24 protein-coding genes and 1 pseudogene are annotated in these 25,211 nt (G+C 66.5%); 10 read left to right on the top strand and 15 right to left on the bottom strand.

The window, feature by feature from the left end:
- Positions 1–10 precede the first annotated feature (10 nt).
- The gene (locus ACNQS7_RS26525) at positions 11–445 is read left to right on the top strand and encodes a DUF4307 domain-containing protein (protein WP_418016160.1); all 435 of its coding nucleotides are present in this window, start codon (positions 11–13) and stop codon (positions 443–445) included.
- Between the two features lie 214 nt (positions 446–659).
- Positions 660–1,154, top strand: a complete 495-nt coding sequence (greA, locus tag ACNQS7_RS26520; RefSeq protein ID WP_055578479.1) for a transcription elongation factor GreA — start codon at positions 660–662, stop codon at positions 1,152–1,154.
- A gap of 74 nt (positions 1,155–1,228) precedes the next feature.
- On the opposite strand, the gene ACNQS7_RS26515 is transcribed toward greA, so the two are convergent.
- The 4 genes from ACNQS7_RS26515 to ACNQS7_RS26500 form a co-directional block, all read right to left on the bottom strand.
- The gene (locus tag ACNQS7_RS26515; RefSeq protein WP_418014878.1) at positions 1,229–2,383 is read right to left on the bottom strand and encodes a cystathionine gamma-synthase; all 1,155 of its coding nucleotides are present in this window, start codon (positions 2,381–2,383) and stop codon (positions 1,229–1,231) included.
- Between the two features lie 96 nt (positions 2,384–2,479).
- Positions 2,480–3,208: an RDD family protein gene (locus tag ACNQS7_RS26510; protein WP_418014877.1), complete on the bottom strand. Its 729-nt coding sequence runs from the start codon at positions 3,206–3,208 to the stop codon at positions 2,480–2,482.
- Between the two features lie 80 nt (positions 3,209–3,288).
- Positions 3,289–4,683, bottom strand: coding sequence for a cystathionine beta-synthase (locus ACNQS7_RS26505; protein WP_418014876.1), 1,395 nt, complete (start codon positions 4,681–4,683; stop codon positions 3,289–3,291).
- Between the two features lie 51 nt (positions 4,684–4,734).
- Positions 4,735–5,802, bottom strand: a complete 1,068-nt coding sequence (locus ACNQS7_RS26500; protein ID WP_418014875.1) for an alpha/beta hydrolase — start codon at positions 5,800–5,802, stop codon at positions 4,735–4,737.
- Between the two features lie 222 nt (positions 5,803–6,024).
- Between ACNQS7_RS26500 and ACNQS7_RS26495 the strand changes: the two genes are divergently transcribed.
- The 3 genes from ACNQS7_RS26495 (at position 6,025) to ACNQS7_RS26485 (ending at position 9,521) form a co-directional block, all read left to right on the top strand.
- A complete protein-coding gene (locus ACNQS7_RS26495; RefSeq protein ID WP_418016159.1) occupies positions 6,025–6,957 on the top strand; it encodes an SGNH/GDSL hydrolase family protein in 933 nt (310 codons plus the stop codon).
- 43 nt (positions 6,958–7,000) lie between these two features.
- Entirely contained in the window at positions 7,001–8,218 is a 1,218-nt protein-coding gene (locus tag ACNQS7_RS26490; protein ID WP_418014874.1) for an acetyl-CoA C-acetyltransferase, read from the top strand.
- Between the two features lie 448 nt (positions 8,219–8,666).
- Positions 8,667–9,521, top strand: coding sequence for an endonuclease domain-containing protein (locus tag ACNQS7_RS26485; protein ID WP_418014873.1), 855 nt, complete (start codon positions 8,667–8,669; stop codon positions 9,519–9,521).
- A 277-nt stretch (positions 9,522–9,798) separates the two neighbouring features.
- On the opposite strand, the pseudogene ACNQS7_RS26480 reads toward ACNQS7_RS26485, so the two are convergent.
- Both ACNQS7_RS26480 and ACNQS7_RS26475 read right to left on the bottom strand, forming a co-directional pair.
- Positions 9,799–10,726 (bottom strand): annotated as a pseudogene (locus tag ACNQS7_RS26480) (IS5 family transposase).
- A gap of 46 nt (positions 10,727–10,772) precedes the next feature.
- Positions 10,773–11,612: a Bax inhibitor-1/YccA family membrane protein gene (locus ACNQS7_RS26475; protein ID WP_055578486.1), complete on the bottom strand. Its 840-nt coding sequence runs from the start codon at positions 11,610–11,612 to the stop codon at positions 10,773–10,775.
- Between the two features lie 237 nt (positions 11,613–11,849).
- On the opposite strand from ACNQS7_RS26475, the gene ACNQS7_RS26470 reads away from it, so the two are divergent.
- The 3 genes from ACNQS7_RS26470 to ACNQS7_RS26460 are packed head-to-tail and all read left to right on the top strand — an operon-like array spanning position 11,850 to position 15,435.
- A complete protein-coding gene (locus ACNQS7_RS26470) occupies positions 11,850–12,911 on the top strand; it encodes an enoyl-CoA hydratase/isomerase family protein (protein WP_418014872.1) in 1,062 nt (353 codons plus the stop codon).
- A gap of 11 nt (positions 12,912–12,922) precedes the next feature.
- The gene (locus ACNQS7_RS26465; RefSeq protein ID WP_418014871.1) at positions 12,923–13,696 is read left to right on the top strand and encodes an enoyl-CoA hydratase; all 774 of its coding nucleotides are present in this window, start codon (positions 12,923–12,925) and stop codon (positions 13,694–13,696) included.
- Complete coding sequence (locus tag ACNQS7_RS26460) at positions 13,693–15,435, top strand: alpha/beta hydrolase (RefSeq protein ID WP_418014870.1); 1,743 nt, start codon at positions 13,693–13,695, stop codon at positions 15,433–15,435. Before ACNQS7_RS26465 ends, ACNQS7_RS26460 begins: the two co-directional genes overlap by 4 nt.
- Here ACNQS7_RS26460 and ACNQS7_RS26455 read toward each other — a convergent pair.
- Both ACNQS7_RS26455 and ACNQS7_RS26450 read right to left on the bottom strand, forming a co-directional pair.
- Complete coding sequence (locus tag ACNQS7_RS26455) at positions 15,432–15,845, bottom strand: rhodanese-like domain-containing protein (protein WP_418014869.1); 414 nt, start codon at positions 15,843–15,845, stop codon at positions 15,432–15,434. The two genes, ACNQS7_RS26460 and ACNQS7_RS26455, sit on opposite strands and share 4 nt — an antisense overlap.
- Complete coding sequence (locus ACNQS7_RS26450; protein WP_418014868.1) at positions 15,845–16,408, bottom strand: cysteine dioxygenase; 564 nt, start codon at positions 16,406–16,408, stop codon at positions 15,845–15,847. Before ACNQS7_RS26450 ends, ACNQS7_RS26455 begins: the two co-directional genes overlap by 1 nt.
- A 109-nt stretch (positions 16,409–16,517) precedes the next feature.
- Here ACNQS7_RS26450 and ACNQS7_RS26445 point away from each other — a divergent pair, with 109 nt between their 5' ends.
- Positions 16,518–16,952: a lipoprotein LpqV gene (locus tag ACNQS7_RS26445; RefSeq protein ID WP_418014867.1), complete on the top strand. Its 435-nt coding sequence runs from the start codon at positions 16,518–16,520 to the stop codon at positions 16,950–16,952.
- Between the two features lie 91 nt (positions 16,953–17,043).
- Positions 17,044–18,099 (top strand): patatin family protein, encoded by a 1,056-nt coding sequence (locus tag ACNQS7_RS26440; RefSeq protein ID WP_418014866.1) that lies wholly within the window; start codon positions 17,044–17,046, stop codon positions 18,097–18,099.
- A gap of 72 nt (positions 18,100–18,171) precedes the next feature.
- On the opposite strand, the gene ACNQS7_RS26435 is transcribed toward ACNQS7_RS26440, so the two are convergent.
- The 7 genes from ACNQS7_RS26435 to ACNQS7_RS26405 form a co-directional block, all read right to left on the bottom strand.
- A complete protein-coding gene (locus tag ACNQS7_RS26435) occupies positions 18,172–18,549 on the bottom strand; it encodes a hypothetical protein (protein ID WP_418014865.1) in 378 nt (125 codons plus the stop codon).
- A gap of 199 nt (positions 18,550–18,748) precedes the next feature.
- Positions 18,749–19,624 carry a patatin-like phospholipase family protein gene (locus tag ACNQS7_RS26430; protein WP_418014864.1) on the bottom strand — a complete coding sequence of 292 codons (876 nt, stop codon included), beginning with the start codon at positions 19,622–19,624 and terminating at the stop codon, positions 18,749–18,751.
- A complete protein-coding gene (locus ACNQS7_RS26425) occupies positions 19,621–20,502 on the bottom strand; it encodes a class II glutamine amidotransferase (protein ID WP_418014863.1) in 882 nt (293 codons plus the stop codon). Before ACNQS7_RS26425 ends, ACNQS7_RS26430 begins: the two co-directional genes overlap by 4 nt.
- Before the next feature lie 2 nt (positions 20,503–20,504).
- A complete protein-coding gene (locus ACNQS7_RS26420; protein WP_418014862.1) occupies positions 20,505–20,981 on the bottom strand; it encodes an SRPBCC family protein in 477 nt (158 codons plus the stop codon).
- Positions 20,981–22,054 (bottom strand): dihydrodipicolinate reductase, encoded by a 1,074-nt coding sequence (locus ACNQS7_RS26415; protein WP_418014861.1) that lies wholly within the window; start codon positions 22,052–22,054, stop codon positions 20,981–20,983. The genes ACNQS7_RS26420 and ACNQS7_RS26415 overlap by 1 nt, the downstream gene beginning before the upstream one ends.
- An 88-nt stretch (positions 22,055–22,142) precedes the next feature.
- On the bottom strand, positions 22,143–23,774 hold the full coding sequence (locus tag ACNQS7_RS26410; RefSeq protein ID WP_418014860.1) for a fatty acid--CoA ligase: 1,632 nt from the start codon (positions 23,772–23,774) through the stop codon (positions 22,143–22,145).
- 107 nt (positions 23,775–23,881) lie between these two features.
- The gene (locus ACNQS7_RS26405) at positions 23,882–25,159 is read right to left on the bottom strand and encodes a YncE family protein (RefSeq protein ID WP_418014859.1); all 1,278 of its coding nucleotides are present in this window, start codon (positions 25,157–25,159) and stop codon (positions 23,882–23,884) included.
- Between the last annotated feature and the right edge of the window lie 52 nt (positions 25,160–25,211).

Below are 25,211 nucleotides of genomic sequence, written 5' to 3'. Positions count from 1 at the left end.
GACTGAGCACTTGACCGAGGATTCCTTCGCCCGGCCCGAGGCACGCTACGGACGTGATCGGCTGTCGCGCAAAACGCGGCGCCGCGTCGTTATCGGCCTGACCGTACTGGTCCTGGCGGCGGGAGTCGGCATCGCGATCGTTGCTTACCGGCAAATCGGGTCCGGCCCGGTCAAAGGCACCCTCGCCGGCTACGAGGTGATCGATGACCAGACGGCGTCGGTGACCATCAGCGTGTACCGCAGCGACCCGTCGCGGCCGGTCGACTGCATTGTGCGGATCAGGTCGAAAGACGGCAGCGAGACGGGCCGCCGCGAAGTGCTGGTGCCCCCGGCCGGCCAGAACACCGTGCAGGTGACCACAACGCTCAAATCGAGCAAGCCGCCGGCGATGGCGGACGTGTACGGCTGCGGCGCGGACGTGCCCGGCTATCTGCGGGCTCAGTGAGCGGGTAGCAAAACGCCGAACTGCGGATATGTCGGTCATCTACCGTTTGCGCGGTGGTAACATGGATGAATGCACGGTCCTGCTTGGGACCGTGTATTGCTGCATTAGAGGCCGTGAGCAGAGCGGAGTTGCAGCACCCGGGGTGGGGACCCGCACACGCCCAACATCGGGACCACAGCTTGCGCGGAACAACAAGTACAAGGAGCGCCACGAGATGACGGACACTCAGGTGACCTGGTTGACCCAGGAGTCACATGACCGACTCAAGGCCGAGCTCGACCAGTTGATCGCGAATCGCCCGATCATCGCCGCCGAGATCAACGACCGCCGCGAAGAGGGCGACCTACGCGAGAACGGCGGATACCACGCCGCCCGCGAGGAGCAGGGCCAGCAGGAGGCCCGTATCCGCCAGCTGCAGGATCTGCTCAACAACGCCAAGGTCGGTGAGGCGCCCAAGCAGTCAGGCGTCGCGCTGCCGGGTTCGGTGGTGAAGGTCTACTACAACGGCGACAAGGACGACAGCGAGACCTTTTTGATCGCGACCCGCCAGGAAGGCGTCAACGACGGCAAGCTCGAGGTCTATTCGCCGAACTCACCGTTGGGCGGTGCTCTGATCGACGCCAAGGTGGGCGAGACCCGCAGCTACAAGGTGCCCAGCGGCAACACCGTCGAGGTGACGCTGGTCAGCGCGGAGCCCTACCACTCCTGATTTCCCTGCGCGAGCAGACGCGAAATCGCACGCGCGGGGTCCGCGCCGTGCGATTTCGCGTCTGCTCGCGGTAACTAGGTGAGCGCCTGTTCCAGGTCGGCCAACAGATCCGCAACATCCTCGATTCCCACCGAAAGCCGGACGAGATCGTCGGGAACCTCCAGCTGGGATCCGGCCGTGGATGCGTGCGTCATGGCACTGGGGTGCTCGATAAGCGACTCCACCCCTCCCAGCGATTCGGCCAGGATGAACACGCGGGTCTGAGCGCACAGTTTCTCGGCGGCCGCAGGCCCGCCGCGCATCCGCACCGAGACCATGCCACCGAAACCGCGCATCTGCCGGGCGGCAACCTCATGCCCGGGGTGACCGGGCAGACCGGGATACAGCACGCCGCTCACCGCGGGGTGGCCCGCCAGGAAATCCGCAACCGCCGCGGCGTTTTCGCTGTGCCGCTGCATCCGCAGCACCAGCGTCTTCAGGCCGCGCAGGGTGAGGTAGGCGTCGAACGGCCCGGGCACGGCGCCGGCCCCGTTCTGCAGGAACGCGAACGCCCGGTCCAGTTCTTCGTCGTTGGTCACCAGGGCTCCCCCGACGACGTCGGAGTGGCCGCCGATGTACTTGGTGGTCGAATGCAACACCACGTCCGCACCGAGCGTCAGCGGCTGCTGCAGCGCCGGGGAAGCAAAGGTGTTGTCCACCAACACTTTCGCCGAGCTGCTGGCGCCGATCTGAGCGATTCCGCTGATATCGGCGATCGACAGCAGCGGGTTGGTGGGCGTCTCAACCCAGATCAATCGCGTCTGCGGGTTCATCGCGGCGCGCACGGCGTCGAGGTCCGACAGCGCCACCGGGGTGTACGCGATGCCCCATTGCGTGAACACCTTGTCGATCAGCCGGAACGTGCCGCCGTAGGCGTCGTCGGGGATGACGACGTGGTCGCCGGGGCGCAGGAGCGCCCGCAGCGCACAGTCGGTGGCAGCCATGCCGGAACTGAACGCCCGCCCGTAAGTGCCGTCCTCCACCGCGGCCAGCGAGGCCTCCAGCGCCGAGCGGGTCGGGTTGCCGGTGCGCGCGTATTCGAACCCGCCACGTAGACCGCCGACGCCGTCCTGGGCGAAGGTGCTGCTGGCATAGATAGGGGCGTTGACGGCGCCGGTCGCCGGGTCAGGGCGGTAGCCCGCGTGGATGGCTTTGGTGGCAAGTCCGTTGAATGCGTGGTCGTCGCTCATCGACCCCCAGCCTAATCGCGCACCGGCGCGCGGTTGACGCTGCGGTGAGGGCGAGGAAGTGCGAGCAGCACCGCCCTCAGCGCAGCTTCAACGCCGTCAGAGCGGCAGACACACCGTCGTCATGATCTTGTCCGCCAGGGTCTGACGCTTGCTGTCCCACAACGGGAACAAAAACCCGACGTAGCAGATGATCGCGTCGACGAAGTGCGCGAGCTGCCGCACCAGCGACATCCCGAAACCGAGCGGCTCTCCGGTGACCTCACTGACCACCTTGAACTTCAGGATCGACTTGCCGATGCTCGAGCCGGTCGTGCCCTGCCGGTATCCGTAGTTCCAGACCACGTACGCCAGGATCAGCAGCGACGCCAGGCCCTGCGCCAAGACGCCGATGATCGACCCCTGCGTGTAGCAGTACTGCGCGACGTCGTACTGGTTGACGCTGGTGACGCACGACTCCTCTTGCGTGAGCATGTCGATAACCTGCGCGATACCCAGGACGACGATGACCGGAGCGTAGTCGATGAGGAACGCCAGCACGCGCGTGATCCAAGGCGTGTAGGCATCTGTCGCCAGCCCCTTGACCGCGGGTCCGGGCGGCGGGGGCGCATATCCGCCGGCGGCCGGGGGTGGCGGCGGGTAACCGCCGGCCGGCGGTGGCGGCGGTGGCGGAGGAGGTGCGGAGCCCCCGACGGACTGGGAGAAGTCACCACTGCTGCCCGGAGGGGGCGGCGCGGACGGCGGAAGGTGCCCACCCGAGGGCGCGGCGCCCGAGGAGCCAGGGGGCGGCGGCGGTGGCGGGTAGGACCCGCCGGGCTGATCGGTCATGGGCAACCCTTCCAAGAGCGGACTTTGCTGAACTCAGCCGGATACAGTACCGCAGCACCGAGAGCTACGTCACAGCCCCACTAGCGCCGTCGAGTTCCTTCGGAGAGGAAGCCCAGCAGGTCGTAGCGGGTGATGACGCCGACCGGTTTGCCCTCCTCGACGACCATCAGGGCGTCCTGATCGCGTAACGCCTTGCCGGCGACGCTGACCATTTCCCCGGCGCCGATCAGCCGCAGCGGCGGGCTCATGTGCTGCTTGACCGCGTCGGCCAGCTTGGCCCGACCCTCGAACACCGCCGACAGCAGTTCGCGTTCGGAGACACTGCCGGCGACCTCCCCGGCCATCACCGGCGGCTCCGCCCCCACCACCGGCATCTGCGACACCCCGTACTCCCGCAGGATCCCGATGGCGTCGCGCACGGTCTCCGAGGGATGGGTGTGCACCAGGTCGGGCAGCGCGCCGGACTTGCGGCGCAACACGTCGCCAACCGTCGATTCGGCGGCCGAGCCGTCGAGCCGGCTGCGCAGGAATCCGTACGACGACATCCAGGCGTCGTTGAAGATCTTGGCCATGTAGCCGCGGCCGCCGTCGGGCAGCAGCACCACAATCACCGCGTCGGGCCCGGCGTGCTCGGCCACCTTCAGGGCGGCGACGACGGCCATCCCGCACGATCCGCCGACGAGCATGGCCTCCTCGCGGGCCAGCCGTCTGGTCATCTCGAAGGAGTCGGAGTCCGAGACGGCGATGATCTCGTCGGGCACCGACGGGTCGTAGGCCGCCGGCCAGAAATCCTCACCGACACCCTCGACCAGATAGGGCCGCCCGGTGCCACCGGAGTACACCGACCCCTCCGGGTCGGCGCCGATGACGCGCACCCGCCCGTCCGATACCTCCTTGAGGTAGCGTCCGGCGCCGGTGATCGTGCCGCCGGTGCCGATGCCGGCGACGAAGTGAGTGACCTTGCCGTCGGTGTCCGCCCAGATCTCGGGGCCGGTGGTCGCGTAGTGACTGGCCGGCCCTTCGGGGTTGGAGTACTGGTCCGGTTTCCACGCGCCCTCTATTTCCCGGACCAACCGGTCGGAGACGCTGTAGTAGCTGTCCGGGTCCTCAGGCGGTACCGCCGTCGGGCAGACGACGACCTCGGCGCCGTACGCCCGCAACACGTTTCGCTTGTCCTCGCCGACCTTGTCCGGGCAGACGAACACGCACTTGTAGCCACGCCGCTGGGCCACCAGGGCAAGTCCGACGCCGGTGTTGCCCGACGTAGGCTCGACGATCGTGCCGCCTGGCCGCAGCTCCCCGCTGGCCTCGGCGGCGTCGATCATCCGCTCGGCGATCCGGTCCTTGGAGCTGCCACCGGGGTTGAGGTACTCCACCTTCGCGGCCACGATCCCCGCGCCTTCGGGGACGACGGAGTTCAGCCGAACCAGGGGCGTGCCGCCGATGAGGTCACTGACGTGCTGCGCGATCCGCATGCGCCTATCGTCGCAGGCGGTCCCGCAGGCCGCACAATCGCTCCGCGGGTGTTAGCCGGTCGCCTCGCGGATGTACTCGCCGATCTGGCGCAGCGAGCGCACGGCTTCGGGCAGCAGCGGCCCGGCGACCTGGAAGTCGTGAACCTGGCCCGGCCACACCCGCACCTCGGCCGGCACCCCGGCGGCCGCAAGTCTGCTCGCCGCCAACTGCGCGTCGTGCAACAGCACCTCGGATCCGGACACATGGATCAGGGTCCGCGGTAGGCCCGGCTCGATGTGGTCCAGCGGCTCGTAGATCTCTTCCGGCTGACCGTTCACGGTGTTCTTCGCGGCACAGCTAGCAACCAAAGCGCCGAGCGCATCGAAGGCCCTCGCGGGGAACATCGCATCCGTTTTGATGTTGGGATGAGACTGCTTGGCTTCCTTTGCCAGCTGCAGCAGTGGCGAGATCGCGACGAGCGCTGCGGGCTCTTCACCTTCGCGCAGTAGGCGCTGCGCGAGAGACAGCGCGAGGTACCCTCCGGCGGAGTCGCCGCCCAGCACAATCTGATCCGGTTCGTAGCCCAGCAACCGGAGCCATCGGTAGCCGTCGTGGCAATCGTCGAGCGCCATCCCGATCGAATGCTTGGGCATCAACCGGTAGTTGACGACGAGAACGGGTGCGTCAGCGAACTTCGACAGCGATTCGACCAGCCGGCCGTGAGAGTTTGCTCCGCAGGTTAGGAAAGCACCGCCGTGCAAGTAAAGCACGACTCGCCGGGTGCCGTCGGCCGGCAGCACGCCCGCCGCACGAACCAGCTGGGCCGACGCATTAGGTAAGGTCACCTCGGCTCTGACGGTACTGGTGGCCGGTAACAGCACGCGTGCGGCATGGTCGATCAGTCCCCATGGCCAGGGCAGGTGCGGAACGTAGCTGCCGGCTGCCAAAACCGGCCGGATCGTCACGCGAGAGGCCAGCGTAGCGAACCGGGCAGCGACACTCGGCCCAGACTCGACAACCTCGACGGGGGCCCCGTCGCTGATGGCGAATCTGCGTGCTTCGAGTCTACGAGCCTTCAGCGCGTCGCGCGGGCGAATGGCGACTCTAGGTGCGCCAGAGACCTTACTGGGTGCGGTCATGCTCAACACTTCCTACGCCGTTGTAGTCCGATACAGCATGCGACGAAGAAGCTGAGCAATCGTTCAGCCAACCTCGCAGACTTAGCTTGACAGTCCTCTACCCACTCAACTTCCTAGTAATCGCTTTCGATACCACATCTGTGTCACACCGTAACCGGTTTGTTTGTCAGCTACCCCCGAAATGAGCACAACCGTCCTAAACTGATGCCCGTGGGCGTGCATGTGCCGCGGCGTTCGACGATCGCTCTGGCCACAGCGGGTGCACTCGCCTCGACAGGCTCGGCCTATCTGGGCGCACGCAACCTGCTGGTTGGTCAGGCGACGCATGTGCGCACCGTGATCCCGAAGAACTGGGATCCGCCGCCGCGTGCCGACGGCGTCTATGCCCCCAGCGGTGGCCCGGTGCAGCGGTGGCGGTACGGAACTCCGTTCGATCTGCACCTGATGATTTTCGGCGACTCGACCGCGACCGGATATGGGTGCGCCACCGCGGAAGAAGTGCCCGGCGTGGTCATCGCGCGGCGACTGGCCGAGCAGTCCGGTCTACGAATCAGGCTGAGCACGAAAGCCATCGTCGGCGCCACGTCCAAGGGAGTTCTCGGTCAGGTCGACGCGATGTTCGTGGCGGGGCCGCCGCCGGACGTCGCGGTGATCATCATCGGCGCCAACGACATCACCGCTCTCAATGGTGTCGGACCGTCCGCCCAGCGGCTCGGGACCTCGGTGCGCAAATTGCGCAACCGGGGCGCCGTCGTGGTGGTCGGTACCTGCCCGGACTTCGGGCTCATCACCGCCATCCCGCAGCCGCTGCGCTCGCTGGCGCGCACCCGAGGTTTGCAGCTCGCCCGTGCCCAGGCCGCGGCCGTCCGGGCGGCCGGCGGAGTGCCGGTTCCGCTGGCGCATCTGCTGGCCCCCAAGTTCCGGGAGATGCCCGAGCTGATGTTCTCCTCCGACCGCTACCACCCGTCGGCGGCCGGCTATGCCGAAGCGGCCGAGCAGTTGCTGCTTGCGCTGTGTGAAGCACTGAGCGAGAGGATTCCCGCGCTGGCGCGGCCCATTGCGCTGCCGGTCATGGCTGCCCGCCGAACCATCGTGTCCCGGTGGTGGCCGCGCCCGTCGACAGTGCGTGCGACCGCCGCGGTTGCCTCCGGGTAGGGCGCGTTAGGCTCGGCTTCGCAACCCCAATCGAGGAGCCGTCATGCCGGAAGCCGTCATCGTTTCAACCGCCCGCTCGCCGATCGGCCGCGCCATGAAAGGGTCGCTGATCAGCATCCGGCCCGACGACCTGGCTGCGCAGATGGTGCGCGCCGCGCTCGACAAGGTGCCCGCGCTCAACCCGCACCAGATCGACGACCTGATCATGGGGTGCGGCCAGCCCGGCGGTGAGTCCGGCTTCAACATCGCGCGCGTGGTCGCGGTGGCGCTCGGCTACGACTTCCTGCCTGGCACCACCGTCAACCGGTACTGCTCGTCGTCGCTGCAGACGACTCGGATGGCGTTCCACGCGATCAAGGCCGGTGAGGGCGACGTCTTCGTCTCGGCCGGTGTCGAGACTGTGTCCCGTTTCGGGAAGGGCAATGCCGACGGTTGGCCCGACACCAAGAACCCGTTATATGACGCTGCTCAGGAGCGGACGACCGCCGCGGCCGCGGGAGCCGACGAATGGCACGACCCGCGCGCCGACGGCAACGTTCCCGACATTTACATCGCGATGGGCCAGACCGCCGAGAACGTCGCGCTGCTGACCGGCATTTCTCGCGAGGACCAGGACCACTGGGGCGTACGCAGTCAGAACCGGGCCGAGGAGGCCATCAAGAGCGGGTTCTTCGAGCGCGAGATCTCGCCGGTCACGCTGCCGGATGGTTCGACGGTCAGCACCGATGACGGGCCGCGGGCGGGCACCACGTACGAGAAGATCAGCGAGCTGAAGCCGGTGTTCCGGCCCAACGGCACGGTGACGGCGGGCAACGCCTGCCCGCTGAACGACGGTGCCGCGGCGGTGGTGATCACCAGTGATGTCAAGGCCAAGGAACTGGGCCTGAAGCCGTTGGCGCGCATCGTGTCGACCGGCGTCAGCGGGTTGTCCCCCGAGATCATGGGGCTGGGCCCGATCGAGGCGTCCAAGCAGGCTTTGCAGCGGGCCGGTATGTCGGTGGGCGACATCGACCTGTTCGAAATCAACGAGGCCTTCGCAGTGCAGGTGCTGGGGTCGGCGCGCGAGTTGGGTATCGATGAGGACAAGCTGAACGTCTCGGGCGGCGCCATCGCTTTGGGCCACCCGTTCGGTATGACCGGCGCCCGGATCACCGCGACGCTGCTCAACAACCTGACCACGCACGACAAGACATTCGGCCTGGAGACGATGTGCGTCGGCGGCGGGCAGGGCATGGCGATGGTGATCGAGCGGCTGAGCTAGGCGGCCTTGGCGTCTGCATCTTCGGCGTTGACTCTGCGTTGAGGGCGGCGGCCACTCGACTTTTGTCGCCCTGGACGCAGAACCAACAGCGGTGCCCGCGGCTTTGGCGTTGACTCTGCGTCGAGGGCGTCGGCCACTCGACGTTTGTCGCCCTAGCAGCAGAACCAGCAGCGGTGCCCGCGGCTTTGGCGTTGACTCTGCGTCGAGGGCGTCGGCCACTCGACTTTCGCCGCCCTGGGCGCAGAACCAACAGCGGTGCCCGCGGCTTTGGCGTTGACTCTGCGTCGAGGGCCTCGGCCACTCGACTTTCGCCGCCCTGGGCGCAGAACCAACAGCGGTGCCCGCGGCTTTGGCGTTGACTCTGCGTCGAGGGCCTCGGCCACTCGACTTTCGCCGCCCTGGGCGCAGAACCAACAGCGGTGTCAGTGCCTGCGGCCACGATGTCGACATGAACAGCCCGCGGCAACCATTCATCGGCAGTGAGGCGCTGGCTGCCGGCGTCTTGAGCCGCCATGAATTGCGCACCTACTACCGCGCGATCATGCCGAATGTCTACCTGGACAAGCGGATTGAGCCGTCCTTGCAACAGCGAACAACAGCGGCGTGGCTGTGGTCGCGGCAGCAGGCGGTGATCGCGGGTGCCGCGGCGTCGGCATTGCACGGCTCGAGGTGGATCGACCAGGCGGCACCGATCGAACTGATCTGGCGCAATGCGAGGGCGCCGCAGCGCGTCATTACCCGTGCCGATCTGCTGTTGGACGGCGAAACCCAAGTCCTGAAAGGCCTTTCGGTGACGACACCCGAGCGCACGGCATTCGACATCGGTCGCCGCGGGGCGTTGGGTCGCGCCGTCGCCGATCTCGATGCGCTCGCTGCCGCGACGGACTTCAAGGTCAGCGATGTCGTTGAGCTGTCCGCCAACCATCGGCACGCGCGGGGCTTGCGCAAATTGGAAGCCGCGTTGGAACTCGTCGACGCAGGCGCGCAATCGCCGAAAGAGACTTGGCTGCGCTTGCTGTTGATCGAGGCGGGTTTTCCGACGCCCCGGACTCAGATTCCAGTGCTGGGCCGCGACGGCTTCCCCCGCTACTTCCTCGACATGGGCTGGGAGGACATCTTGTTGGCCGTCGAGTACGACGGCGATCAGCATTGGACCAACCCCGCCCAGCACGCCTCGGACGTTGACCGCTTGGAGTACCTGAACCGTATGGGTTGGACCGTGGTTCGGGTGGTCAGCCGCCACCGGCCAACCGATGTCATTCGACGGGTTCGGTGCGCCTGGGACACCCTGACGCGCCGTTGACTCTGCGCGTACGGCGACAAAGTGCGAGTGGCCGCCGCCTTCCACGCAGAACCAACGGCAAAGCAGACGCCACCACACCCGAGAACCGCCGTTGACTCTGCGCCGAGGGCGACAAAGTGCAAGTGGCCGCCGCCCTCCACGCTGACTCAACGCCCGAAGTGGTGCCGCAGGCGCGCAGGCGCGCAGGACGCGCACACCCCCGCCGCAAGGGCGCACAACCCCCACAAAGGAAAAGCCGGCACACCGAAATGGTGTGCCGGCTTTGCCCGTCGAGGGGCTAGGGCGTGTCTCCCAATTTGGTGGCCCCCACTCGGGCATGGATGACTGCGCAGGCCAGTAGGACGCCGCCGAGGTAGGTCAGGGCGTACTTGTCGTACCGGGTCGCGATGGCGCGCCACTGCTTGAGTCGGTTGAAGCCTCGCTCGACGGTGTTGCGTAGCCCGTAGAGGGCGGGGTCGAATGCGGGTGGGCGACCGCCTGTTGATCCTTTGGCTTTGCGTCGAGCGGCCTGGTCGCTGCGTTCAGGGATTGTGTGTTTGATTCGTCGGCAACGCAATTCGTTGCGCGTGCTCGGATGCGAATACGCCTTGTCGGCGAGCAATCGGAAGTCGCGACCGGACACGTCCTGCTCCTTGCAGGCCGCGGCGTGGCCGTCAAGCAGCGGTACCAGCTGGGGGTTGTCGCCGGCCTGTCCGGCGGTCAACCGGACCGCGATCGGGGCTTCCCGCTGATCGGTCAGGGCGTGAATCTTGGTGGTGAGCCCGCCGCGGGAGCGGCCGATCGCGTGATCGTCGGGCTCATCGGCCGATTTCTTGTAATTCGACAGAGCCCCCTGTGGCGAGCGTGTCCGAGCGTGCCCCCGCGCAATGTTGATGTGCCCGCACGCTCGTCGAATCCACCGACAGCAGCTTCTCGATGTCCTCGACCATCGCAGCGTCGAACCCGAATGCCGCTGCAACCTGGGCGAACATCGCGTCGTAAGTACCATCCAAAGACCATCGATGATGCCGCTTCCACACCGTCTGCCACGGTCCGAAATCGGCTGGCAGGTCCCGCCATGGGCTACCCGTGCGGAACCGCCACGCGATTCCTTCCAGGATCAAACGATGGTCACCGAACCTGTTGCCCCGCTTGCCCTCATCCGATGGCATCAACGATTCGACAGCCGCCCAAAACTCGTCAGAAATAACACCCTTCCGCGTCACCGGACAATCGTCGCTGGTAAACGCCTTCCAATTCGGGAGACACGCCCTAGTCGTTCTGCAGATAACTCAGCAGACGCAGGATCTCCAGGTACAGCCACACCAAAGTCACGGTCAGGCCGAGGGCGATGCCCCAGGCAGCCTTCTCCGGCGCACCGGCGCGGATCATCTGGTCGGCGGCGTCGAAGTCGATGAGGAAGCTGAAGGCTGCGATACCGATGCACACCAGCGAGAAGATAATCCCGATGGGACCGGCGCTGCGCAGACCCAGGCCCTCGCCGCCACCGACGTGGAACATCGCCAGCACGAAGTTGCCGAGCATCAGCACCAGCACCCCGAACATCGCCGCGACGAGCATGCGCGTGAACTTGGGCGTGACGCGGATCGCGCCGGTCTTGTAGACGACCAGCATGCCGAAGAACACCCCGAGCGTGCCCAGTACCGCCTCACCGATGAGCACCCCGGCATTGGCCGAACCCACTGAGAAGTTCGCGAGCAGGAACGAGATAGCGCCCAGGAACAAGCCCTCGAGCGCGGCGTAGCTGAGCACGATCGCCGGGTTGTCCTGCTTGCGCCCGAACGTCGCGATCAACACCAGCGCCAAACCGCCGAACGCACCGACCATGGTCAGCGGCATCGCCAGCTTCAGATTGGTCGCGACCAGGAAGTAGGAAACGATGGCGGTGGTCGACAGCATCGCCAGCGTCAGGCCGGTCTTGGTGACGACGTCATCGATGGTCAGCGGACGCGAAGCGCGCGCCTCACGACCTTGCTGATAGGGAGCGTAGGGGTCGGCCGGGTAGCCCGACTGCACGCCGGGGCCGAATTGCGCGTATCCGCCCGCCTGCTTCGGCAACGAACGAAATACCGGGTTACTTGTCTCCCGCACCGTCGGATCCTCTCTCAAATGGCTGTGGCTTCGAGCGTGCGAACAATCGCTCAACGAGTGGTCGTCCGCCCGAGTTCCCGGCGGAGCTGCTGTTTTATCGTCAGTCCTGGACCCGTATAGCTCGACCGGGTCAACCTAAACCTTAGCCCCGCGGTCAATGCCGGGCGAGTCACGATCTAGATTGCTCGTCAAACTCATGGCCCGGGTGGTCGAGCGGCGGCGAGGGGAGACGAGCGCATGGCTGAGGTCGCTGAGGGGGCCGTAACGGGGGAAACCGACGAAATCCTGACCCGCGTCGTCGACGGCGTCGGATACGTCACCCTGAACCGGCCCAAGGCCATCAATTCGCTGAACCAGACGATGGTGGACCTGCTCAGCACCGTGCTCATCAGATGGGGACGCGACGACGCGGTGCGCGCGGTGGTGCTCACCGGCGCCGGTGAGCGCGGACTGTGCGCCGGCGGCGACGTCGTGGCCATCTATCACAGCGCGCGAAAGGACGGAGTCGACGCGCGCCGGTTCTGGCGCGACGAATATCTGATGAACGGTCTGATCGGCCGGTTCGCCAAGCCCTATGTGGCCGTGATGGACGGCATCGTCATGGGCGGCGGCGTCGGGGTGAGCGCGCACGCCAACACCCGGGTGGTGACCGACACCTCGAAGGTCGCGATGCCCGAGGTGGGCATCGGGTTCATCCCGGACGTCGGCGGGATGTACCTGTTGTCCCGCGCCCCCGGCAAGCTCGGCCTGCATGCCGCGCTGACCGGAGCACCGTTCAACGGACCCGACGCCATCGCACTGGGATTCGCCGACCACTACGTGCCACACAGCGACCTGGACGCGTTCACCGCGGCGGTCGCGACCAACGGCGTCGAAGGCGCACTTGCCAGACACGCCGTCGAACCTCCACCGAGTGAGCTTGCCGCACAACGAGAGTGGATCGACGAGTGCTACGCAGCGGACAGCGTGATCGATATCGTCACCGCGTTGAGAGACCATGACGCCGAGCCGGCCAACGAGGCCGCCGATCTCATCAGCACCCGCTCCCCCATCGCCTTGTCGGTGACCTTCGAAGCGGTACGTCGCGCCGCTCAACTCGAAACACTCGAAGACGTTCTCGTGCAGGACTATCGAGTGTCGTCGGCCTCACTGCGGTCCCACGACCTGGTGGAGGGCATTCGCGCGCAACTGGTCGACAAGGACCGCAACCCGAAGTGGTCGCCCGCATCGCTGGACGAGGTCACCGTGGCCGACGTCGCGGCATACTTCGCGCCCGTCGACGACGACCTACAGTTCTAGAAAGGCAGCACATGGCGTACGAAACCATCCTGGTCGAACGTGAAGAGCGGGTAGGCATCATCACACTGAACCGGCCGAAGGCGCTCAACGCGCTCAACAGCCAGGTGATGAACGAAGTGACCAGCGCGGCAACAGAATTGGACAATGACCCGGCCATCGGGGCGATCATCATCACCGGCTCGGCCAAGGCGTTCGCCGCCGGCGCCGACATCAAGGAGATGGCGGGGCTGACATTCGCGGACGCCTTCGGAAGTGATTTCTTCGCACCCTGGGGCAAGCTGGCCGCCGTGCGGACCCCGACGATCGCGGCGGTCGCCGGGTACGCGCTTGGCGGTGGGTGCGAGCTGGCGATGATGTGCGATCTCCTGATCGCCGCCGACACAGCGAAATTCGGCCAGCCGGAGATCAAGCTCGGCGTCATTCCCGGGATGGGCGGGTCGCAGCGGCTGACCCGGGCCATCGGCAAGGCCAAGGCGATGGACCTCATCCTGACCGGTCGCACCATCGACGCCGCGGAAGCCGAACGCAGCGGCCTGGTCTCGCGAATAGTGCCCGCCGACGACCTGCTCAGCGAGGCCAAGGCCGTCGCCACGACCATCTCGCAGATGTCGCTGCCGTCCGCTCAGATGGCCAAGGAGGCCGTCAACCGCGCGTTCGAATCGACGCTGACCGAAGGACTTCTCTACGAGCGCCGGCTCTTTCACTCCACCTTCGCCACCGACGACCAGTCCGAGGGCATGACGGCCTTCATCGAAAAGCGCCCGCCCGACTTCAACCACCGATGAGCGAATCCCCGGTCGCCGCAACCACCGAGCAGGACCCGGCGGAGCACACCGACGCCGCGGCAGCGGCCCCCTGGTGGCATCGCTACCGCGGCCGCTGGTGGGTCCGCCACTACACCTATACCGGGACCCTGTTCGGCTTGATCTTCATCTGGTTGTCGCTCACACCGTCGTTGCTGCCGCGCGGTCCCCTGTTCCAGGGCGTGGTCAGCGGTTGCTCGGGCGCGATCGGTTACGGCCTGGGCGTATTCGCCGTCTGGCTGGTCCGCTACATGCGGTCGCAGAACACCAGTCCCCCTGCGCCGCCGTGGGTTTGGCCGCCACTGATCGGGGTCGGCGCAATCGGCGTCGTCGTCATGGCCGTCCGGTTCCATGTCTGGCAGGACCACGTGCGCGACATGATGGGCGTCGAGCACCTGAAATGGTACGACTATCCGCTCACCGCGGTACTCGGAGTGATCGTGCTGTTCTCGCTGGTCGAGATCGGCCAGCTCATCCGCCGGCTGGTCATTGTCCTTGTTGGACAAGTAGATCGGATCGCACCGTTCCGGGTGTCCGCGACCATCGTGGTGATCGGGCTGATCGTGTTGACGATCACCTTGCTCAACGGCGTCGTCCTCAAGTTCGCAATGCGTTCGATGAACGGCAGTTTCGCCGCGGTCAACAACGAAATGGACCCCGGCTTCAGCCCGCCCAAGTCCAAGCTGCGCTCGGGCGGTCCGGAGTCACTGGTGTCCTGGGAGTCCCTGGGGCACCAGGGCCGGATCTTCGTCGAGGGTGGGCCCGCGGTCAGCAAACTGAGCGCATTCAACGGCGCCCCGGCCATTGAACCGATCCGGGCGTACGCCGGGTTGAAATCCGCCGAAGACATCGACGCGACCGCCGACCTCGCGGCCCGGGAGCTGTTGCGCACCGGCGGATTACAACGCGCGGTGGTCGCGGTGGGCACCACCACCGGCACCGGCTGGATCAATGAGGCCGAAGCCTCGGCGCTGGAGTACATGTACAACGGCAACACCGCGATCGTGAGCATGCAGTACTCCTTCCTGCCCAGCTGGCTGTCGTTTCTGGTGGACAAGGAGAACGCCCGGCACGCCGGGCAGGCGCTGTTCGAGGCCGTCGACAAGCTGATCCGGCAGATGCCGGAGTTCAAGCGGCCCAAGCTCGTCGTCTTCGGCGAGAGCCTGGGGTCGTTCGGCGGTGAGGCGCCGTTCATGAGCATCAACAACGTGCTGGCCCGTACCGACGGCGCCCTGTTCAGCGGGCCGACGTTCAACAACACCATCTGGACGCAGTTGACCGCGAACCGCGACAACGGTTCACCGGAGTGGTTGCCGATCTACGACGACGGCCGCAACGTGCGGTTCGTCGCCCGGCCGGAGAACCTGGACCGCCCCAAAGCGCCCTGGAATCATCCGCGGGTGGTCTATCTGCAGCACGCATCCGACCCGATCGCCTGGTGGACGCCCGACCTGATGTTCAGCAAACCGGACTGGCTGCGCGAGAAGCGGGGCTACGACGTGGTGCCCGAGATGCGCTGGTTCCCGTTGGTGACGTTCCTGCAGGTGTCGGCCGACATGGCGGTCGCCGTCGATGTCCCCGACGGCCACGGCCACCGCTACGTCGCCAACTGCGCCGACGGCTGGGCCGCGGTGCTGTCGCCGCCGGGGTGGACGTCGGACAAGACCGCGAAGTTGCGGCCCCTGTTGCACGCCGACTCGACGGCGGGAACCTCCGGCTAGCGTCGCAGGACTGTCTCGCGGGCCTGACCTGGACCGACCTTCGCCAGCACGCCCGCGGCGACCAGCGCGTGATATCCACCCACGACGTCCGTTGCGCGATGCAGACCGAGGTCCAGCAACGCGGCGGCGGCCAGGCTCGAGGTGTAACCCTCCGAACACAAGATGACCCACTCCACGTCGTCGCCGACGGCCTGCGGCAGGCGCGCGTCACTGGTCGGGTCACATCGCCATTCCAGAACGTTGCGCTCGATCACCAACGCGCCGGGCACCTCGCCTTCGCGGGCGCGCTGAGCGGCCGGCCTGATGTCGACCAACACCGCTCCCCGGCGCAGGGCCTCGGGCACCTGATCGGCCGGCAGCCGCTGGTAGCGCTCGCGGGCGTCCTGAAGAATCCGGTCGATCCTGCTCATCACGGCCCTTCGGGTTGATCGGTCAATACGGTGCGCTGGCGGCGCAGCGTGTTGCGCTCGGTGACGTTGTAGTAGGACATGGCGGTCAGCGGCGGGGAGTAGGCGTGCACACTCAGCGTCGGCGCCACCGGTGCCGGGGTAGTGATCGCTGCGGGGCGAGGCGCCCACACCACGTCGTGCACCCACCCCAGCGGGAAGCCGGCCTGGTCACCGGCGTCGAGCCGACGCCGGCGCAATCGGCTTCCGTCCCAACGATATTCGTTGAGCGAACCGGACAGCACGGTCAGCGCCCCCAGCGAGCCGCCGTGGTCGTGCAGTTCGGTGGCGTGCCCGGGGACCCAGCTGATCAGCCAGATGTCGAGCTCGTCGTCGCCGTGGATCCGGGTGAACCAGCGTTCGGTCTCTGGCACACCGCCGTCGGGCAGCAGGTGGTCGCACCGTCCGCGAAGGACGTCATCGGCGGCCTGATCGGTGGCGTGCAGCAGATCGGGTACCCGCAGCCGGGTGGGGCCTGCACTTGGGTTGTTGACGCCGGGGTACGGACGAGCAAGGGCGATAGCCATGGAAGAACTCCCGAGTGTGAAACGGATTGGGCAAGCGGCGGCGCGTCAGGGCCGACAACACTCGCAACAAAATCCGAACCACTCCATCACGCCGACAGTCTTGCATAGATTGGGACTCGTGCGCGGACACCGACGATGGGCAGTGCTGCTCGGCGCGCTGGCGTGCCTGCCGGCAGTCGCGGCCTGCTCGCACAGCGACACCGGGGGCAGGACCACATCGTCGCCGGCCCGATCGTCGACCACGACCGGTTCGCTCCCCCCGGGCGCGATCGGCATCTCGCCCGGCGGCGTGACCACCCGGGTCGATGCCCCCGCGGAGTCGACCGAGGAAGAATATTTCCAGGCCTGCCATGCCGCGAAGGTGTGGATGGACGCTCAGGGCGGCACCGGCGAAGCGCAGATCGAGCCCTATCTGGCGATGGTGCAGACGTCCGCGCCCGGCGCTGCGGGCAGCTGGAACAAGCGCTGGGCGGAACTCGGCCCGGAGCGACAGGCCGCGGTGATCGTGGCGGCGCAAGCCGCCGGCAGAGGTGAATGCGGTTGACCAATCGCGGCGCCTTCTGAATTGAAATCACGCCTACGCGAAACTGTCAGCCGGTTCCAGCAGGCAACCGCTCGCCAAGCACAATGTGGGCATGTCCGGACCAATACCCCTTCGCCCGCACGGGACCTCTGCAAGTCGCGTCGCGCTGGCCCTGGGCAGCGGCGGCGCCCGTGGATACGCCCACATCGGCGTGATCCAGGAGCTGCAGGAGCGGGGTTATGAGATCGTCGGCATCGCCGGCTCGTCGATGGGCGCCCTGGTGGGCGGTGTGCAGGCCGCCGGACGCCTGAACGAGCTTGCCGACTGGGCCACGTCGCTCACGCAACGCACGATTCTTCGCCTGCTGGACCCCTCACTCACCGCTGCGGGAGTGTTGCGGGCGGAAAAGATCCTGGACGCGGTCCGCGACATCCTCGGCCCGGTCACCATCGAAGAACTGTCGGTCCCGTACACCGCCGTGGCCACCGATCTGCTGACCGGCAAGTCCGTGTGGTTCCAGCGTGGTCCCCTGGACGAGGCGATCCGCGCCTCTATTGCCATTCCGGGTGTGATCGCCCCGCACGAGGTGGGCGGACGGCTACTGGCCGACGGAGGAATCCTGGACCCGTTGCCGATGGCGCCGGTCGCGGCCGTCAATGCCGACCTGACCATCGCGGTCAGCCTCAACGGCAGCGAACCGGGCGCCACCCGGGACGCCGAACCGGGCGTGACCGCCGAGTGGCTGAACCGCATGCTGCGCAGCACAACCGCACTGCTTGACACCAACGCCGCCAAGTCGCTGCTCGATAGGCCGACGGCGCGGGCGGTCCTGAGCCGGTTCGGGGCGACGCCGCCGGAAACGGAGTCCGACGACTGGTCGGACTCTTCCGAGGGTCCGGACGACGACGCACCCGAAGTGCCCAAGCTCGGCAGCTTCGAGGTGATGAACCGGACGATCGACATCGCCCAGTCCGCACTTGCCCGCCACACGCTGGCGGCCTACCCGCCGGACCTGCTCATCGAGGTGCCGCGCACCACCTGCCGCAGCCTGGAATTCCATCGCGCGGTCGAGGTGATCGCTGTCGGCAGGGCACTGGCCGCGCGCGCATTGGACGCTTTTGAGAATGCCGATGACGGCGACACGCAAGCACCCGCAATCGAGGGTTGATAATTCGTTTATGGTCTGTCCGGTGAATACGCAGGGTGAAATTGCGTAGATCTTCGCAATAACTCCGATCGACTAGGCGCGTTTGCGCCCCGGCCCCGTGTGGGCGGCCGCTTTGCGCTGCAACTCGGCGACCAGGTCCGACGGGTGGAGTTGCTGAGCCAGCCTGTTGAGCGCCAACCGCACCACGGCACTACGCGTTGCGTCCACCCGAGGCTTCGCGAAACGCGCTGCGGTACGGATCGTTTCGAGAAAAGCATCAGTCGGTTCGTCGAGATAGATCGAGACCTTGGTCAGCTCCGTCGGCGCCGGCGACGGCGGCGCGCCCGCCTGCGGCGGGGCGCCAGGTCGCACCGGCGACGGCGGAATCGGCGCGGGACGCCCACCGTAGTGCCCCACCGGAACAGCATTGCGCTGCACCGAGCCATTTCGTGCGGTTACACCAAAAGTCATGGAATTTGCCTTCCGAATTGTGGAGGAAGTGATTAACACAGCGGTCCGGCAGTTAAAGATTTATGACGCTGCGACCAGCTAGGTATAACACGCTGACGATTGGCGCTACAACCAACAAAAAGCCCGAAAAACGCTGATTACATACCGATTCAACAATTCTTCAACTTCCGGTTCGCCGGAACTGGACGGCACGGCGTGATCAGACGCCCAGGAAGCGCGCGACGGCGTCGGCTTCGCGGCGCCCCTGCACACGTCCGGCCTGGGCCGAACCGATCCGGCAGCGCGGATCCAGCGGATTGGCACCGAACGCCGTGAGCGAGCCCTCGTCGGCGAAAACGCTGAAAGTCTTGCCGGCGAATGCCGCGATCTCGGCGGCGGGCCCGGGCCCGGGGCCGAAGGGCGACGGCGCGTCGGCGCCCGCCGGCACCAGCACCACGGCCACGTCACAGTCGTCGGCCACCCCGACGTTGACCGTGCTGTTAACCCCACCATCCATATACCGATGGCCTGCGATCGTCACCGGCGGCCATGCCCCGGGCACCGCGCAACTGGCGGCCACCGCATCGACCAACCCGACCCCACTGTCGCGGTCGAAAACCACCAATTCGCCTGTCGCCGTGTCGATTGCGACGAGCCGCACGGCACGTTCCGGCCACTCGTGCGAGGGCAGGCGGGCAGCGATCACCTCGCGGCGGACGGATTCCGGGACGGTGTCGACGGTGAGTGCCACCCCGCCGATCCGCTTCAGTCGCCCTGTGGTTCTGTCCCCGCCGGGAGCGCGCGGTTCGCGTAGCGCGTCCAGAAACAGCTCGGTGATCGCCTCGATGTCGACGCCGGGGTCCATCTCGGCCGAGGTCTCGGCGACCTGCCGATCGAACAGTGTCTGCAATGAACAGCCGCTGCTGATCTGCGCCGCGACCGTCGAACCCGCGGATGTGCCGACCAGCACGTCGGATTCCAGCAACCGTTGCGCGGCCAGCGGTGACTCGTCGGCGATGCCGCGCAGAATCCCTGTCTCCCATGCGATTCCGGCTACCCCACCGCCGGCCAGCACCAGCGCTCGCCGGGACGTCATGGCCGGTGCCGGGTTCCGGGAAGCGCGTGCTGCGCACGGAAGACCGGCTGACTCAGATCATCCCGGCGCACCAGATGCCGGGGCGGGTCGGGCAACACCACACTGCGGCTGATGTTCAGCGCCGCATCGACATAGACCAACTCGCCAGGTTCGAGCAGACACCACCGGGGGTCGTCGTCCATCGGTTCGGTCGCGAACACCACCGACGATCTTTCGGTGAGTGTCTGGCTCTGCGCGTGAATCCTGCTGGTGCTCATGTCGAAATCGGGTATCCCGTCGACCCGCCTGTCCAGCATGAACAACTGGTGGGTGTCCGGGTACCGCAGTGCCCACATCTGAGTTCCCATGCACAGCAGGATGTTGACGGCGTAGACCGGCACATTGTCGGCAAGCCAGCTGACAGCGTCCAGGATCCCGGCCGACACGTCGCCGTCGTGCGCGCGAACGGCCGCCGTGATCAGTGCGAAGACTCGCTCGGAATCGGTCTGGCCCTGCACCAGTTCGAACGTGCCGAGTTCACGAAGCCGGTCTTCGACCGGGCCGAGACCCTCGATCATCCCGTTGTGCGCGAAGATCCGGCCGTCCTGCAGGAACGGGTGGGTGTTGCGCACATCGAGCGATCCCGTTGTCGCATAACGGACATGGGCGATGAAAGTGGTGCCGTCGAGTTGATGCGCCTCGGTGGCGAACGTCGCGTCCCGCCAGGCCGCGATCGGCTCCTTGTACAGCCGCGGAATGCCGCGCTCGTCGAACACTCCCAGCCCTGTGCCGTCGGGGTTCTTCAGGCTTTGTTGGGCAAGGCTGTCCGGTGCTTCCAGCAACCAGAATGTCGCGGTCACGACTTCGGTGCCGGCATGCAGGCCGAAGAGTCGACACATGCTCAGTCGGTCACCAGTTGCGCGGACAGCTTCTCGAGCACCACGCGCGCGTAGCCCTTCCACATCTTGCCGAATACCGGCAGCAGCGGCGCCGCGGCCGACGACTTCGGATGCAGCGTCCACTGCCAGGTCACCCGGGTACCGGTGCCGGCCGGCGCAAACGACCACACGCCGTCCACCGTGCGCACCAGCGTGGCCAGCGGTCCGCTGATGTCGGAGAGCGTGTATCCGAACGAGCGCGGCGGGTCGACGCTGGTCAGCTGCTCGCGCACCCGGCCGCCACCCACCATCAGGATGGTCCGGGTCTGGCCGGCCGCGTCCCAGTCGCCGACCTGGTCGCGCACCTCTTTGATGGGCGGGATGATGCCGTACCACTGCGCGCAGATGACCGACAGCGATATGGGCAGCGTCTGCGCGAAAGCGTCCTCCACCGAGATCGGTATCGCGCGTGACTGCTGGACCACAACCGACTTTGCCATCAGACCCCTTTGCTTTCGCGTGACAGCCGTGGCGCGGCCCGGCCGGTGATGAGCGGCAGATCGAAGAAGCTCTGGATTCCCGCCGGAGCGGCGCAGGTTGCCGGGACCGCGTTGACGCAGTGCGCGGCGGTCGCGACAATGCCCGGGTTGCTAACCAGCCCGGCCTGCACGCTTTCCGGCTGCCACCCCTTGATCGTGACGAAGGTGTCCGGGTTGCCCCGCACCTCGATCTCGTAACGCTCCCCCGCTGGCCCGAAAGACCAAGGCGGATCGAGGTTTTCCTCACCCATCAACCAGTTCACGGTGATCTGGACGACCGGGGTGTCGCCGACCAGCGCCTCCCAGTGGAAGCGGCGGCCCGCCACCTGCCCGGGCTCGATCACCCCGATCGGTGAGTCGATAGGCGCTGTCGCGACGGCCACTTCCTGGGAAGGACGGATCTCGGGGTTGGCGGCGAAGCCCAGTTTGTCGACGCACAACCGCACCGATTGGAAGAAGCCGCCATTGAGCAGCTTCTGCATCGGCCCGGTCAGCGCGCTGTCCGGGGTGCCGCCGAATCCCATCACGTAGCGCAGCACGTCCGGTGCGCCGTAGGTGCGAAGGTCGGAAAACTCCTCGGCGCGAACGAAAGTCACACCGGTGGACATCACCGACAGCAGTAACGGGAACAATTCGGTGGCTGCCCCCGGCCCGATTCCGGCGCCGTGCAACGTGGTGTTGCCGGCCTGGGCGGCGACTTCCAGTGGGGCGGCTTCTTTTTCGGTCGGGTAGAACCAGCCGAGCGGGCTGACGACGTTCTTGCCGGAGCGCAGCAGCGCCGCCACTTCGTCGACGCTGGGCAGCAACGGCGCGTAGATCACGGCGTCGGCATCGAGTCGCAGGATGTCGTCGATGTCGTTGGTCGCGGCGACACCCAGCGCGGGGCCGCCGATGATCTCGCCGACGTCCTTGCCGTTCTTGGCTTCCGAATGCACCCAGCAGCCGGCGAGTTCGAGTTCGGGATGTTCGAGTACGCCCTTGATCGCGGCCACCCCGACCGACCCGGTCGCCCACTGCACCACCCGCAGACTCATGGCGGTCCCCTCTCTCTCGCGAGCAGACACAAAATCGCGTGTTCAGGGCCGCGAAAGTGCGAGTTTGCGTCTGCTCGCGCCTAGTCGGTCAGTCGTGTGTTTCGAAGACCTCGTAGTCCCCGTCGGTGTAGCGCGACCGAATGGTCTTCTTGTCGTACTTACCCACGCTGGTCCGCGGAACCTCATCGGTGAATGCCCACCGCTCGGGCAACCACCATCGAACCACCTTGTCGCTCAAAAATTTTCGTAGCTCGGACGGTTGAACGTCCGCCCCCTCCCGGGCGACGACAACCGCCAGCGGCCGTTCGTCCCAGCGTTCGTCGGGCACCCCGACAACGGCGGCCTCGACCACGTCGGGATGGCCGATCAGGCAGTTCTCCAACTCCACCGAGGAGATCCATTCCCCACCGGACTTGATCACGTCCTTGGCGCGGTCGGTCAGCGTGATGAAACCCTGTTCGTCGATGCGGCCCACGTCGCCGGTGCGCAGCCAGCCGGAATCGAACTTGGACTCGTCGTACCCCTTGTAGTAGGCGCCGGTGATCCACGGACCCCGGACCTCTACCTCACCCACAGCCTTCCCGTCATTGGGCAGTACCTTGCCATCGTCGTCGACGATCCTGGTCTCCACGCCACACACCGGCTGGCCCTGCGTCACGCGGAACGCCCAGTGCTGGTCGTCCGGGGTGCCCGGCGGCGGCCACGCCATGGTGGCCAGCGGCGAAGTCTCCGTCATCCCCCACAGCTGCCGGATCTGGACGCCGTGTTTGTCCTCGAAGGTCCGCATCAGCGATTCCGGAACCGCCGAGCCGCCGCAGGCGACCATCTTCAGTGACGACATGTCATGCCCCGGTTCCTTTTCCAGGTGATGCATGACGTCGTTCCAAATGGTGGGCACCGCGCCGGCCCGCGTGGGACGCAGCGTCTCCACCATGTCGATCAGCGACCGGGCGTCCAGATGACGGTCGGGCAGCACCAGGTCGGCGCCGGCCATCAGGGCCGCGTACGGCAAACCCCAGGCGTTGGCGTGGAACATCGGCACGATCGGCAGCACCCGATCGCTGGAACCCACCCCGATACCGTTGACGGTACAGGCTGCCATGGAGTGCAGGAAGCTTGAACGATGGCTGTAGACAACGCCTTTGGGATTCCCGGTGGTGCCGCTGGTGTAGCACATGGCCGCCGCCGAGGTCTCCTCGACCGTCGGCCAGTCGAATTCGGTCGACTCACCTTCGATCAGCTCGTGGTAGCGCACCACCGTCTTGCCGGATTCCTGCAGCGCCGCGATGTCACCTTCGCCGACCGCGACCACCGTGTGTACGGTTTCGAGTTCGGGCAGCACCGGTGCGAGCAGCTTGACCAGGGACATGTCGACCAGTACCACCTGGTCCTCGGCTTCGTTGGCCACATGGGCGATCTGGTGCGGAAACAACCGGATGTTGAGGGTGTGCAGCACGGCACCCATGGAGGGGACCGCCAGGTAGGTCGCCAGATGCTCGGCGTTGTTCCACATGAAGGTGGCGACGCGTTGATCGCCGGTCACACCGAGGCTGCGCAATGCGTTCGCCAGTTGGGCAGCCTGTTGACCCAGTTCCCGATACGTGATGCGCCGGTAGCCGTCACCGGTCGCGGTGATTGCCTCGCGCAAACCGTGGACGCCGCAGCCGTGCCGCATGATCGCGGTGATCGTCAGCGGAAATTCCTGCATCGTGCTGTACATCGATGTACCGCCTCACGCGTCTCGGCGCAGCACCGCCTGTCGTTTCCCGTGGGCGAATGCTATCTCCGCGCCGCGTGATATCGAACGCCGGGCCAATCAGACCCGCGTCAGACCAGAGCCGCGTCGTACTGCAGCAAGTCGGGCACGAAGAGGTCCACCGACCGCTTGCTTTCCAGTGCGGCCTGCTCAAATGCCTCGGTGTTCGCCGCGACCGGTACCACGGTGACGTCACCGGAGTAATCGGCGATGTAGAGGATTCTGCCGTCGGGACTCTCGGCCACACAGGAGGGCTGGCCGGCCAGATCGACGGTGTCGATGACGTCCTGGGTGAGTGTGCACAGCATGGTGACGCTGTCGTCGCTCACCAGATACGCGCGGTCGCCGTCACCGCTGAGCGTGAGGCGGGTGATCAGACCGGTGATCTCGGCAATCTTGCGAGTCCCGCTGATCTTGTTGGTGCGCGTGTCGACTATGTCGATCACCGCGGCCTCGGGACCGCTGCTGGCGACGTAGACCAGAGCGCCCTTGGGACCGATGGCGACGTCGCGGACCGGCAAGCCGATCTCGATGGTGGCGATCACCGACGGACTCGCGGGCTGCCGCGCCGACTTGGCGCTCGACTTGGTGCCCTTGGTGCTCTTGCGGCGCCAACGGGCACGTCCTGCGGGCTCCTCGTAATTCAGGCCGGTGTCGATGACGACCACCTGGCCCCCGGCGGGCCCGTTGACGCCGACGTACAACCGGCTCCCGTCGGGGCTGACCTGCAGGGATTCGGTGGTGGTGCCGGCAGCCGTGGCGATGTCGACGACCTGGATCCGCCCGGTGGCGACGTCCAGGGCCGCGACGTCAGCACCACGCGCACCGTTACGGCTGATGTAGACGTGCGCGCCGTCCGCGCTCACCGCCAGGTCGCTGACACTGAGCGCAACCCGGTGCGACGCGACGACGCTGTTGGTGGCGAGGTCGATGACCTGGATCGCGTCATAGGCCGGGGAAACGGTGCTCACGTAGGCACGGTCGGCGCCATCGAGAGCGATCGCGAACGGTTCGGCGAGGCCGTCGACGGTTTCCACGACACGGCAGGAGTCGACGTCGATCACCGAGACGTTGTCGCTGCCGTAGTTGGTCACCAGCAGGCGCTTGCCGTCCGGGCTGACAGCCACGTCACTGATGGGGCCTTTGCGCACCGGGATCTGGACGGCAACCGGGCTGTTCGCCCCGAACTCGACGACCTCCCGGCCACTCACCTTGCTCTCGAAGCTCACGCTGGCACCGCCTTTGCTCTGTTCGTCGAACTCTCCGGACGGATGAGCGAAACGCGCGACTGTGTGCGACCCGTCATCCGATAAAGCGCATATCAGCACCGAAAAGGGCTGCTTCGTCATGGATAACGACGATTCTACCGGCCGAATTTCAGGTAAAAAGAATTCAATTTCG

It is taken from the genome of Mycobacterium sp. 23, assembly GCF_048287075.1.
Classification (GTDB): Bacteria; Actinomycetota; Actinomycetes; order Mycobacteriales; family Mycobacteriaceae; genus Mycobacterium; species Mycobacterium gordonae_B.
The sequence above is the reverse complement of the archived record's forward strand: the minus strand, read 5'-3'. Positions and strand labels throughout refer to the sequence as shown.

What these genes read in the sequence shown, in the direction of transcription:
- ACNQS7_RS26465 (WP_418014871.1), top strand. Translation starts at nt 12,923, where the DNA reads ATGGCGTACGAAACCATCCTGGTCGAACGTGAAGAGCGGGTAGGCATC.
- ACNQS7_RS26485 (WP_418014873.1), top strand. Translation starts at nt 8,667, where the DNA reads ATGAACAGCCCGCGGCAACCATTCATCGGCAGTGAGGCGCTGGCTGCC.
- ACNQS7_RS26505 (WP_418014876.1), bottom strand. Translation starts at nt 4,683, where the DNA reads ATGCGGATCGCGCAGCACGTCAGTGACCTCATCGGCGGCACGCCCCTG.
- ACNQS7_RS26460 (WP_418014870.1), top strand. Translation starts at nt 13,693, where the DNA reads ATGAGCGAATCCCCGGTCGCCGCAACCACCGAGCAGGACCCGGCGGAG.
- ACNQS7_RS26430 (WP_418014864.1), bottom strand. Translation starts at nt 19,624, where the DNA reads ATGACGTCCCGGCGAGCGCTGGTGCTGGCCGGCGGTGGGGTAGCCGGA.
- ACNQS7_RS26490 (WP_418014874.1), top strand. Translation starts at nt 7,001, where the DNA reads ATGCCGGAAGCCGTCATCGTTTCAACCGCCCGCTCGCCGATCGGCCGC.
- ACNQS7_RS26470 (WP_418014872.1), top strand. Translation starts at nt 11,850, where the DNA reads ATGGCTGAGGTCGCTGAGGGGGCCGTAACGGGGGAAACCGACGAAATC.
- ACNQS7_RS26415 (WP_418014861.1), bottom strand. Translation starts at nt 22,054, where the DNA reads ATGAGTCTGCGGGTGGTGCAGTGGGCGACCGGGTCGGTCGGGGTGGCC.
- greA (WP_055578479.1), top strand. Translation starts at nt 660, where the DNA reads ATGACGGACACTCAGGTGACCTGGTTGACCCAGGAGTCACATGACCGA.
- ACNQS7_RS26455 (WP_418014869.1), bottom strand. Translation starts at nt 15,845, where the DNA reads ATGAGCAGGATCGACCGGATTCTTCAGGACGCCCGCGAGCGCTACCAG.
- ACNQS7_RS26405 (WP_418014859.1), bottom strand. Translation starts at nt 25,159, where the DNA reads ATGACGAAGCAGCCCTTTTCGGTGCTGATATGCGCTTTATCGGATGAC.
- ACNQS7_RS26510 (WP_418014877.1), bottom strand. Translation starts at nt 3,208, where the DNA reads ATGACCGATCAGCCCGGCGGGTCCTACCCGCCACCGCCGCCGCCCCCT.
- ACNQS7_RS26410 (WP_418014860.1), bottom strand. Translation starts at nt 23,774, where the DNA reads ATGTACAGCACGATGCAGGAATTTCCGCTGACGATCACCGCGATCATG.
- ACNQS7_RS26420 (WP_418014862.1), bottom strand. Translation starts at nt 20,981, where the DNA reads ATGGCAAAGTCGGTTGTGGTCCAGCAGTCACGCGCGATACCGATCTCG.
- ACNQS7_RS26515 (WP_418014878.1), bottom strand. Translation starts at nt 2,383, where the DNA reads ATGAGCGACGACCACGCATTCAACGGACTTGCCACCAAAGCCATCCAC.
- ACNQS7_RS26425 (WP_418014863.1), bottom strand. Translation starts at nt 20,502, where the DNA reads ATGTGTCGACTCTTCGGCCTGCATGCCGGCACCGAAGTCGTGACCGCG.
- ACNQS7_RS26440 (WP_418014866.1), top strand. Translation starts at nt 17,044, where the DNA reads ATGTCCGGACCAATACCCCTTCGCCCGCACGGGACCTCTGCAAGTCGC.
- ACNQS7_RS26500 (WP_418014875.1), bottom strand. Translation starts at nt 5,802, where the DNA reads ATGACCGCACCCAGTAAGGTCTCTGGCGCACCTAGAGTCGCCATTCGC.
- ACNQS7_RS26450 (WP_418014868.1), bottom strand. Translation starts at nt 16,408, where the DNA reads ATGGCTATCGCCCTTGCTCGTCCGTACCCCGGCGTCAACAACCCAAGT.
- ACNQS7_RS26435 (WP_418014865.1), bottom strand. Translation starts at nt 18,549, where the DNA reads ATGACTTTTGGTGTAACCGCACGAAATGGCTCGGTGCAGCGCAATGCT.